This window comes from Nocardia barduliensis (assembly GCF_013315795.1).
GTDB classification, from domain to species: Bacteria; Actinomycetota; Actinomycetes; order Mycobacteriales; family Mycobacteriaceae; genus Nocardia; species Nocardia barduliensis.
In genome coordinates this window covers 1-9885 of record NZ_JABLTE010000177.1, presented here as the reverse complement: position 1 = coordinate 9885, position 9885 = coordinate 1, and the positions used below count along the sequence as shown (strand labels likewise).

Below are 9885 nucleotides of genomic sequence, written 5' to 3'. Positions count from 1 at the left end.
GGCGAAGCCCCGCCGGGCGGGGCGTGGGGGTTGCACCCCCACAAAACATACAAAGTGAGCCCTGTACGCGCTTTTTGCGTACAGGGCTCACTCAGCGAACGACGGTGGCAGGTGTAGGATTCGAACCTACGTAGGCTTTCACCGACAGATTTACAGTCTGCTCCCATTGGCCGCTCGGGCAACCTGCCGTTCGCGCATTGTTTCGCGCGCTGAGCAGAATACATCGAACCCGCACCCTGAATGCAAACCGGCTGGCTATCGGCCCTGCGACGCGACTACCCTCGGGTCTCCGGGTAGAACTGACGATGGCTGGAAGCATCCCGCTCAGCTCGCCCGTCGGACCGTCAGAACAGGAGCGCAGCGTGGCTGATTCGTCTTTCGATGTTGTGAGCAAGGTCGACCGGCAGGAGGTCGACAACGCCCTGCATCAGGCGGAGAAGGAGCTCAACACCCGCTACGACTTCCGCGGCACCGGCGCGTCGATCGAATGGTCCGGCGAGGACAAGATCGTGCTCGCCGCGGAGGCGGAGGAGCGCGTCAAGGCCGCGCTGGAGGTGTTCAAGGAGAAGTTGATCCGTCGCGACATCTCGCTGAAGGCGTTCGACGCGGGCGAGCCGGTCTCCTCCGGCAAGGTGTACAAGATCACCGGTTCGCTGGTGCAGGGCATCGACGCCGAGCACGCGAAGAAGATCTCCAAGAAGATCCGCGACGAGGGCCCCAAGGGCGTCAAGGCGCAGATCCAGGGTGACGAGCTGCGGGTGAGCAGCAAGAAGCGCGACGATCTGCAGGCCGTTATCGCCCTGCTGAAGGGCGAGGATTTCGGGATCGCACTGCAGTTCGTCAACTACCGCTGAGCGCCCGTACGCAGCGCGGCCTGGTCTGTCGCGTCGAGTGCGTTCCCGAGGTATCCTCCTCGATTGAGGCCGCCGGGCTCAGTACCCGCGCGGACCGCCCGCCATTTCCTCCAGCCGGGCGATGCGTTCGTTCATCGACGGGTGGGTGGAGAACCAGCGGGTGACTTTCTCGCCGGGGCGGAACGGGTTGGCGATCATCAGGTGCGATTGCGCTGCCAGTCGCGGCTCCGGCGGCAGCGGGGCGCCCTGAACGCCGCGCTCGATCTTGCGCAGCGCGGAAGCGAGGGCCAGCGGGTCGCCGGTGAGTTCGGCGCCGGATTGGTCGGCCTGGAATTCGCGCGAGCGCGAGACGGCCAGTTTGATCAGCGTCGCCGCGATCGGGCCCAGCAGCGACACCAGGAGCACGGCCAGCAGGTTGGGTCCTCCGCCGTTGCGGTTGCCGCCGAACATGGACAGATACATGGCCAGGTTGGCCACGCCGGAGATGACGGCCGCGAGCGCGCCCGCGATCGAGGAGATCAGGATGTCGCGGTTGTAGACGTGCGATAGCTCGTGCCCTAGTACGGCCCGCAATTCCCGTTCGTCGAGAAGTTGCAGGATGCCACTGGTGCAACAGACCGCGGCATGGCGGGGGCTGCGTCCGGTGGCGAAGGCGTTGGGGGCGTTCGTCGGACTGATGTAGAGCCGCGGCATCGGCTGGCGGGCGATCGTGGCCAGTTCACGCACGATCCGGTACATGACAGGGGCCTCCAGCTCGCTGACCGGCTGCGCGTGCATCGCCCGCAACGCGATCTTGTCGCTGTTGAAGTACGCGTAGGCGTTCATTCCCACCGCGAGCACGATCGCGACGACCAGGATCGTCGGGTTGCGGAACAGCGCGCCGATGACCACGATCAGGGCGGATAGGCCCACCATCAGCCCGAAGGTCTTCAGCCCGTTCGCAAACCCGTGCCCGTGCATACGTCTCCCTTGCCGCTCCCCCGTTCACCGAGTCGCCTTACACCGGCTCAACGATAGAAGCTTCAGGCAAAGTTCCGGTGAATCCCGCGCCGCGCCGAAACCGGCCCGCGGGAATCAGTTATCGAATGGCCGGCATCCCGTCCGCGCGGTTCCAACCCGGTGCGCCACGGGTCGACAGCGGACACATCGAGTGCACTCGCCCGTATGCGCCGAGGAGCGCAAGCCTCCGTCCCCGAAGTGCCAGTAGCGCGCAGACCGGACAGACCGCACCGCACGAGCCCTACCAGCCCTCACAGCGCGAGTCTTACGAGCGCGTTCGCGAGCCACAAAGGGGCCGCGAACCCGCCGCGCCCGCGCGGCCGACAACACAGCTCAACCAACCCGTTCGATCGTGTACCGCACCAGCCGCTCGAGCGCGTCGTTGGCGGGCCCGTCGGGCAGGGCGGACAGCTCGGCGTAGGCGAGGTCGGCGTAACCCTGCAGCTTCTCCTTGGCCAGTGCCATGCCGCGCGAATCGGCCAGCAGATCGATCGCCTCTTCGACCTCGTCGTCGGTTTCCAGCGGACGAGCGAGCAGCTTGCGCAGGCGGTCGCCCTCGGCGCCCTCCTCGCGCAACGCGTACAGCACCGGCAGGGTGTGCACGCCTTCGCGCAGGTCGGTGCCGGGGGTTTTGCCGGACTGCTCGGAGGCGGAGGAGATGTCGATGATGTCGTCGGAGATCTGGAATGCGGTGCCGACCGCGTCGCCGAGGCGGGCCAGCCGCTCGACGTGCTCGGGGTCGGCGCCGGAGAAGGTGCCGCCGAAACGACCGGAGGCGGCGATGAGCGAACCGGTCTTCTCCCACACGACGCGCAGGTAGTGCTCGACCGGGTCCTGGGATTCGCGGGCGCCCATGGTCTCGCGCATCTGGCCGGTGACGAGTTCGGCGAAGGTCTCGGCGATGATGCGCACCGCGTCGGGACCGAGGGTGGAGGTGAGCCGGGACGCGTGCGCGAACAGGTAGTCGCCCGCGAGGATGGCGATGTTGTTCCCCCACCGCGAGTTCACGCTCGGGGCGCCGCGCCGCATCGGGGCCTCGTCCATCACGTCGTCGTGGTAGAGCGTGGCCAGGTGCACCAGCTCGACGACGGTGCCCGCGGTGACGAGGGCGGGATCGGTGGGGCGCGGGCCGAGCTGGCCGGTGAGGATGGTGAAGAGCGGGCGGAATCGCTTGCCACCGGCCTTCGCCAGGTGCAGCGCGGCTTCCTGGAGGAATTCCGCACCGTCGGACAGCTCCCGCACCAAGAGCTTCTCCACCTCGGCCAAGCCGGCGCGCACCGTGTCGGCGAGCCCGAGGTCACCGAGGTCGACCCCGGCCACGACCGTGCTCACGTCGTCTCCGGCTCCGCCGTGCGCCGTGTCCATGATTCGCTCGCTGCGCTCGCTCATGGCCGATGTGCTCATTTCTTCTCCCAGCGATGCGTCCGACCCCACGGTAGAGAACCTAGCGTGTCCCCGTCGGATGGCCCATGAACACCGTCACTCTGTGGATATTCGGTCACTGTCGCAGGTCTGGTTCGTGATCGTTCGGGACGCGAGCGCGACCGCCGTCGACATGGCGCGGACGGCCCTGCCAGGATGGAGCGCATGGGTTCACCGGAAGCGAGTCCCGCGGGCGACGAGGACGCGTTGCCCAGCCGGGCCGAGGTGCTGGTCGTCGGCGCGGGCCCGGCCGGATCGGCGTCGGCGGCCTGGGCGGCGCGGGCGGGACGGGACGTGGTGCTCGTCGATTCCGCCGTCTTTCCCAGGGACAAGACCTGCGGCGACGGGCTGACCCCGCGCGCGACCGCCGAACTCGAGCTGCTCGGCCTCGGGGAGTGGGTGCGCGCGCACGTGGTCAACCACGGCCTCCGGATGACCGGCTTCGGCCGCGAGGCGCTGCTGAGCTGGCCGGGCGGTTCCTTCCCGACCTACGGGAGCGCGGTTCCCCGGACCGAACTCGACGACAAACTCCGCGAGACGGCGGTGAAGTCCGGCGCGCGCATGGTGGACGGGACGAAGGTGGTCGATGTCACCCGCGAGGGTGATCGGGTCACCGGTGTGACGGTGCGGACGAGCGAGGGCACACGGACTATCGGCTGCCGCATGCTGGTGGTCGCCGACGGGGTGCGTTCGCCGGTCGGGCGGCTGCTCGGCCGCACCTGGCATCGGCAGTACGCGTATGGCACCGCGGCGCGCGCCTACATCAAGTCCGGCCGCAGCGACGACCAGTGGATCACTTCGCATCTGGAGTTGCGCGATGCCTCCGGCGAGCTGGTTCCCGGTTACGGCTGGGTGTTCCCACTCGGCAACGGTGAGGTCAACATCGGCGTCGGGTCGCTGGCCACGGAGCGGCGGCCCTCGCATATCGCGCTGAAGCCCCTTCTGGCGCACTACACCGCGCTGCGCAGGGAGGAGTGGCAATTCGAAGGCTCGCTGCGCGCGGTGGCCTCGGCGCTGCTGCCCATGGGCGGGGCGGTGTCGAACGTCGCGGGACGCAACTGGGTGCTGATCGGCGACGCCGCGGGCTGTGTGAACCCGCTCAACGGCGAAGGCATCGATTACGGCTTGGAGGGCGGTCACCTACTGGCCGACCTGCTGGACGAGCCCGACCTCACCGCGGTCTGGCCGCAGGTGCTGCGCGCTCGCTACGGGCGCACGTTCTCCGTCGCCCGGCGGATCGCGGGCCTGGCCACCCATCCGCGCATGGTGCCGCTGGGCGGTCCTCCGGTCATGCGTTCGAAGTACTTGCAGCGCACGGCCGTTCGGGTGATGGGCAATCTGGTCACCGACGAGGACGTCGACCTGACCGCGCGGGCCTGGCGGCTCGCGGGCCGGGCGTCGATGCGGCTGGACGAACGTCCGCCGTTCGCCTAGGGACGGTGACGGCGCGATGGGCGAACAACGAACACGCGGCCTGCCCGCGTTGTATCTGCTCCCGCATCTGCGCCGAGCCAAAGACCTGGCCGACCGGCATTACGCCGATCCGCTGAATCTCGACGAGCTGGCGGCGGCCGCCGGGGTGTCCAAGTTCCACTTCCTCCGCGCGTTCGCCGCGGTCTACGGCCTGACCCCCGCCGCGTATCTGGCCGAGCGGCGCATCGAACGCGCACAGGATCTGCTGCGGGCGACCAACCTCACGGTCACCGAGGTGTGCATGCTGGTCGGCTACAGCAGCCTCGGCTCGTTCAGCAGCAAGTTCCGTCAGCTCGTCGGGGTCACGCCGTCGCAGTACCAGGCGAAGTTCGCCGACGGCGCTCCGCGCATTCCCGGGTGTTTCGTCTTCATGCACGGGCTCTCCGATCGCAAGCCACCCGGCTGAGCGAACGGCGCAATTTCGGAGAAGCTCGCGGCCCGGCGCCCGCCATAGCCTGGCCACATGACGACGATTACGAACGTTTCCCTGGTCACGGTGTACGTCACGGACCAGGACGCGGCCAAGCAGTGGTACATCGACAAACTCGGGTTCGTCGAGACCGCCGACATCACCATGGGCGACAACGGTTTCCGCTGGGTCACCATCGCGCATCCCGCGCATCCGGAGCTGGAGATCACGCTGATGATCCCGGGTCCGCCGCTGGACGAGCACTATGCCGACGCGGTGCGGCGCGCGCTGGCCAACGGCACGCACGGCTCGCTCGGCCTGCGGACCGAGAACTGCCAGAAAACCTTCGAAGAACTCACCGCCAAGGGGGTGGAGTTCGTGCAGCCGCCCGCCGAACGGCCCTATGGGACCGAGGCGGTCGTCCGGGACAATTCCGGGAACTGGCTGGTGCTGGTGGAGCGTAAGGAGTACTCGCCGCAGGACTTCGCCTAGGACGCGGTGGTTGCCCCGGCGCGAACCGGGGCAACGCTCCCGCTCAGGCGGTCGGCTTCGCCGCCAGCCACTCTTCGATGAATTTGCGCTCGCTGTTGAGCACCCGATGGTGCAGCTGCTCGGCGAGCGGCTCGATCGCGCCGCCGACCACGGGCACCTTCACCTGCACGGTGCCGACCACCTCGAGCTCCGAACCCTCCGCGGTGGAACGGATCTCGTAGGACCCCGACATCGCGGTATTGATGCCGCCGGTGGTCGCTTCGAAGGCGCCCTTGGCGACCTCGCCGACAAGTGGCTGCCAGTTGTCGGTGCGGGAGAAGGTGAGCTCGCTCTTGAGCACCTTGCGGACCAGCGCGGGTACCTTGTCCGCCGCGGCTTGTTCGGTCATATGGATACGAATGGTGCCCGCGCCGTCGGGATGCGACACCTCCAGGGTCGCGGTCGGGGCGTCGGCGAAACGGGCCCGCCAGAGTTCGTCGGTGGTGAGTGCCCGGTGGAGATCTTCGACCGGGACGGTGTAAGGCACGGTGAAGCTGAATTTTCGGGACATGGCCGCCACCGTATCCGAGCCGCTGGGTAGCCTGTGGCGGTGTCGGAAACCAGTCAGTCCAGCGGGCGGCCGATCCGCCTGCCACGGGCCGGGATCGGGGTGCTGATCGCCGCGACGGCGGTGAGCGTGCTCGTCGGTCTGCTGGTGCTGGCCGCGTGGCGCAACGACTATCTGATCAGCTCCGACAAGGGCAGCACCACGGCCGAGGTGCTCTCGGCGGGGCGGTTGCGCTCGGCGGTCATGTACGTCACACCGGACGGCGAGACGCACAACCCGAAGGTCGGCGTCCTGTATCCGACCAACCTGACCGCGGGTGAGCGGATTCGCGTGGAATACAGCCGCAGCGACCCCGACCTGGTGCGCGTGGAAGGCCGGGACGTGCGCGTGGCCATTCCGCCCGCGTTGTCGGTCATCGTGGTGGTGTGGTTGTTCGCGCTGCCCACGGTGTGGTTGCTTTCCCGGGCGGGCAGGCGCGGTTCCGCGCCGGTGGGCCGGCCTGCGCCGCAAAGCTGAATTCCCAGTCGGCACGCGAAGCCGAGAAGACCGTCGGCCGCATCGAGGCCCCGACAGTTCGCCGGATCTTTCCGTGTCCTTCACTTCGGCGTGAGGACGCGGCGCGCTGCACCGGTCAGGCTGGGAACGTGCGTGTAGCGATCGTCGCGGAGTCGTTTCTGCCGAACATGAACGGCGTCGTCAACTCCGTGCTGCGGGTGCTGGAGCATCTGGACCGGCACGGGCACGACGCGCTGATCGTCGCCCCGGACACGCCGCGTGGGCAGCCCGCCGCCGCGCGCGAATACGGACGGTTCCCCGTCCACCGGGTGCCCGCCGTCATGGTGCCGAAGATCAGCTCGCTGCCGGTCGGGTTGCCGCAGCCGGGCATCGTCTCGGCCATCGAGGACTTCGACGCCGACGTGGTCCACCTGGCCTCGCCGTTCCTGCTCGGCGCGGGCGGTCTCGGCGCCGCGCTGCGGCTGGACCTGCCGACCGTCGCGGTGTACCAGACCGACGTCGCGGGTTTCGCGAAGAGCTACGGGCTCGGCTTGGCGAGCCGGGCCGCCTGGGGCTGGACCCGGCGCATCCACGAAGGAGCCACCCGCACGCTCGCGCCCTCCCGGGCCGCGGCGGAGGACTTGGCGCGGCACGGCATCCCGCGCGTGCACCGGTGGGGGCGCGGGGTCGACATCGCACGGTTCACGCCGAGCGCCCGCTCCGACGAACTGCGTGCCGCCTGGCTCGCCGGCCGCGACCGCCTGCTGGTCGGCTTCGTAGGGCGGCTCGCGCCGGAGAAGCACGTCGAGCGGCTCGCGGTGCTCGGCGCCGACCCCGACATCCAGCTGGTGATCGTCGGCGACGGACCGGAACGCCAGCGGCTGGCCCGCCTCATGCCCACCGCCGTGTTCACCGGCGAGCTCGGCGGCGACGAGCTGGCGCGGGCGTATGCCAGCCTGGACGTGATGGTGCACGCTGGCGAGCACGAGACGTTCTGCCAGGGCGTGCAGGAGGCGCTGGCGTCGGGCATCCCGGTGATCGGCCCGGACGCGGGCGGTCCGCGCGACCTGATCGCCCACTGCCGCAACGGCTATCTGCTTCCGGTGGACCGGTTCGGCGAGTTGCTGCCCAGTGCCGTGGGAGCACTGCACGATCCGCAGCTGCGGGCCCGGTTCGCCGGGGCGGCCAGGAAGTCGGTGCTGTCGCGGACCTGGCCTGCCGTCTGCACCCAGCTGATGGGCCACTACGGCGAGGTGACCGGGACGCGGATTCGGTTGCCACATACGGCCTGATCCCCCGCTCGGGCGTGACGCAAGTATCCACGTGCCACGCTCGGTTCGTAACAGACCGCGAGTTAGGGTCTTCGCGTGGCGAAAACGCAATCGAACCGGGCCTCGTTGGACAAGCAGCCGCGGGAAGTCGCGTCGATGTTCGACGGCGTCGCCCGGCGATACGACCTGACCAACACGGTGATCTCCGCCGGGCAGGATCGCTACTGGCGCTGGGCGACCCGTAAGGTCCTGGCGCCGCGGCCGGGCGAACGATTGCTCGATCTCGCCGCCGGCACCGGCGTGTCCACCCTGGAGTTGCAGAAATCCGGGGCCTGGTGCCTGGCCGCCGACTTCTCCAAGGGCATGCTCAGCGCGGGCCGGTTCCGCGAGGTGCCGATGGTGGCGGCCGACGCGATGGCGCTGCCGTTCGCCGACGACTCCTTCGACGCGGTGACCATCTCGTTCGGGCTGCGCAACGTGGCCGACACCGACCTCGCGCTGCGCGAGATGCTGCGGGTCACCAAGCCCGGCGGCAGGCTGGTGGTGTGCGAGTTCTCCGCGCCGGTGCTCCCGCTGTTCCGCACGGTGTACCTGGAGTACCTGATGAAGGCGCTGCCCAAGGTGGCGCGCGTGGTGAGCAGCAATCCCGACGCCTACGTCTACCTCGCCGAATCCATCTCCGAATGGCCGAATCAGCGCAGGCTGGCGATGCGGATCGCGGCGAACGGCTGGTCGTCGGTGAAATGGCGCAACCTCACCGGGGGCGTGGTGGCCCTGCACCGGGCCTACAAACTGGGCTGAGCGAGACCTCCATCACACCTCACCGCCGGATTCGGGAGCGGTGAGGAGGAATGTCACCTGGCGATAACGCGAGGTAAATCCGGCGCAATCGGCGGTCCGCATGATCGGAGGCATGACCGATCCAGTCACCGGCCGCGGCGACGGCACTGCCCGAACGGCGTGCTCGTACTGCGGCGTGGGCTGCGGGATGACGGTGTCGACCGTCGCCGACGGCGCGGGCAAGCCGGTGATCGCCAAGGTCAGCGGCGACAAACTGCACCCGTCGAACGCGGGCAGGCTGTGCACCAAGGGCGCGACCCACGCGGAATTGATGCGCACTCCGGGACGGATGGAAACCGCCTACCGGCGCTCCGAACGCGGCCAGGTCCCGGTGCCGTTCCCGGTCGACGAGGCGGTGCACGAGGCCGCCACGCGGTTGCGCGCGATCCTCGACGAGCACGGTCCGGACGCGATCGCGCTGTACGTCTCGGGGCAGATGTCGCTGGAGGCGCAGTACCTCGCGACCAAGCTCGCCAAGGGCTATCTGCGCACCGTGCACATCGAGGCCAACTCACGGCTGTGCATGGCCAGCGCGGGGACCGGATACAAGCAGTCGCTCGGTGCGGACGGGCCGCCCGGCTCCTACGACGACTTCGAGCACGCTGACCTGTTCTTCGTGATCGGCGCGCACATGGCCGACTGCCATCCGATCCTGTTCCTGCGGATGGCCGATCGGCTCAAGGCCGGGGCCAAGCTCATCGTCGTCGACCCGCGTCGCACCGAAACCGCCGCGCGCGCGGACCTCTTCCTGCAGATCGCCCCCGGCACGGATCTCGCGCTGCTGAACGGGCTGCTGCACCTGCTGGTCGCCAACGGTGACATCGACGCGGAATTCATCGCCGAGCACACCGAGGGCTGGGACGCGATGCCGGAGTTCCTGGCCGACTATCCGCCCCAGCGGGTGGCGGAGATCACCGGACTGGCGGAGGCCGACATCCGCACCGCCGCGCAGTGGATCGGCGCGGCGGGCGAGTGGATGTCGCTGTGGACGATGGGACTCAACCAGTCCACCCACGGCACCTGGAACACCAACGCGCTGTGCAACCTGCACCTGGCCACCGGCGCCATCTGCCGTCCCGGCAG

Annotated in this window: 11 protein-coding genes and 1 tRNA gene; 8 read left to right on the top strand and 4 right to left on the bottom strand. The window is 68.9% G+C overall.

Going from position 1 to position 9885, the window contains the following annotated elements:
• Positions 1-105 precede the first annotated feature (105 nt).
• Positions 106-188, bottom strand: a tRNA-Tyr gene (locus tag HOV91_RS37180).
• A 174-nt stretch (positions 189-362) separates the two neighbouring features.
• On the opposite strand from HOV91_RS37180, the gene HOV91_RS37175 reads away from it, so the two are divergent.
• Positions 363-854: a YajQ family cyclic di-GMP-binding protein gene (locus HOV91_RS37175; protein WP_174189892.1), complete on the top strand. Its 492-nt coding sequence runs from the start codon at positions 363-365 to the stop codon at positions 852-854.
• A gap of 78 nt (positions 855-932) precedes the next feature.
• On the opposite strand, the gene htpX is transcribed toward HOV91_RS37175, so the two are convergent.
• Positions 933-1814 carry a zinc metalloprotease HtpX gene (gene htpX, locus HOV91_RS37170; protein ID WP_174189891.1) on the bottom strand — a complete coding sequence of 294 codons (882 nt, stop codon included), beginning with the start codon at positions 1812-1814 and terminating at the stop codon, positions 933-935.
• A 372-nt stretch (positions 1815-2186) separates the two neighbouring features.
• Positions 2187-3218, bottom strand: a complete 1032-nt coding sequence (locus HOV91_RS37165) for a polyprenyl synthetase family protein (protein WP_174189894.1) — start codon at positions 3216-3218, stop codon at positions 2187-2189.
• 222 nt (positions 3219-3440) lie between these two features.
• Here HOV91_RS37165 and HOV91_RS37160 point away from each other — a divergent pair, with 222 nt between their 5' ends.
• The 3 genes from HOV91_RS37160 to HOV91_RS37150 are packed head-to-tail and all read left to right on the top strand — an operon-like array spanning position 3441 to position 5649.
• On the top strand, positions 3441-4709 hold the full coding sequence (locus HOV91_RS37160) for a geranylgeranyl reductase family protein (protein WP_174189890.1): 1269 nt from the start codon (positions 3441-3443) through the stop codon (positions 4707-4709).
• 16 nt (positions 4710-4725) lie between these two features.
• Positions 4726-5154: a helix-turn-helix transcriptional regulator gene (locus HOV91_RS37155; RefSeq protein ID WP_174189889.1), complete on the top strand. Its 429-nt coding sequence runs from the start codon at positions 4726-4728 to the stop codon at positions 5152-5154.
• Between the two features lie 57 nt (positions 5155-5211).
• Positions 5212-5649, top strand: a complete 438-nt coding sequence (locus HOV91_RS37150; protein WP_174189888.1) for a VOC family protein — start codon at positions 5212-5214, stop codon at positions 5647-5649.
• 43 nt (positions 5650-5692) lie between these two features.
• On the opposite strand, the gene HOV91_RS37145 is transcribed toward HOV91_RS37150, so the two are convergent.
• Entirely contained in the window at positions 5693-6199 is a 507-nt protein-coding gene (locus HOV91_RS37145) for a DUF2505 domain-containing protein (RefSeq protein ID WP_174189887.1), read from the bottom strand.
• Between the two features lie 39 nt (positions 6200-6238).
• Between HOV91_RS37145 and HOV91_RS37140 the strand changes: the two genes are divergently transcribed.
• The 4 genes from HOV91_RS37140 to HOV91_RS37125 form a co-directional block, all read left to right on the top strand.
• Positions 6239-6712 (top strand): DUF3592 domain-containing protein, encoded by a 474-nt coding sequence (locus HOV91_RS37140; protein ID WP_174189886.1) that lies wholly within the window; start codon positions 6239-6241, stop codon positions 6710-6712.
• Between the two features lie 128 nt (positions 6713-6840).
• Positions 6841-7983, top strand: a complete 1143-nt coding sequence (locus HOV91_RS37135) for a glycosyltransferase family 4 protein (protein WP_312884928.1) — start codon at positions 6841-6843, stop codon at positions 7981-7983.
• Between the two features lie 75 nt (positions 7984-8058).
• On the top strand, positions 8059-8763 hold the full coding sequence (locus HOV91_RS37130) for a demethylmenaquinone methyltransferase (RefSeq protein WP_174189885.1): 705 nt from the start codon (positions 8059-8061) through the stop codon (positions 8761-8763).
• A gap of 100 nt (positions 8764-8863) precedes the next feature.
• On the top strand, positions 8864-9885 hold a 1022-nt coding region (locus tag HOV91_RS37125), incomplete at its 3' end, for a molybdopterin-dependent oxidoreductase (protein ID WP_174189884.1).

Coding starts and splice junctions, on each gene's coding strand:
- htpX (WP_174189891.1), bottom strand. CDS start 1,814: ATGCACGGGCACGGGTTTGCGAACGGGCTGAAGACCTTCGGGCTGATG.
- HOV91_RS37165 (WP_174189894.1), bottom strand. CDS start 3,218: ATGGACACGGCGCACGGCGGAGCCGGAGACGACGTGAGCACGGTCGTG.
- HOV91_RS37160 (WP_174189890.1), top strand. CDS start 3,441: ATGGGTTCACCGGAAGCGAGTCCCGCGGGCGACGAGGACGCGTTGCCC.
- HOV91_RS37155 (WP_174189889.1), top strand. CDS start 4,726: ATGGGCGAACAACGAACACGCGGCCTGCCCGCGTTGTATCTGCTCCCG.
- HOV91_RS37150 (WP_174189888.1), top strand. CDS start 5,212: ATGACGACGATTACGAACGTTTCCCTGGTCACGGTGTACGTCACGGAC.
- HOV91_RS37145 (WP_174189887.1), bottom strand. CDS start 6,199: ATGTCCCGAAAATTCAGCTTCACCGTGCCTTACACCGTCCCGGTCGAA.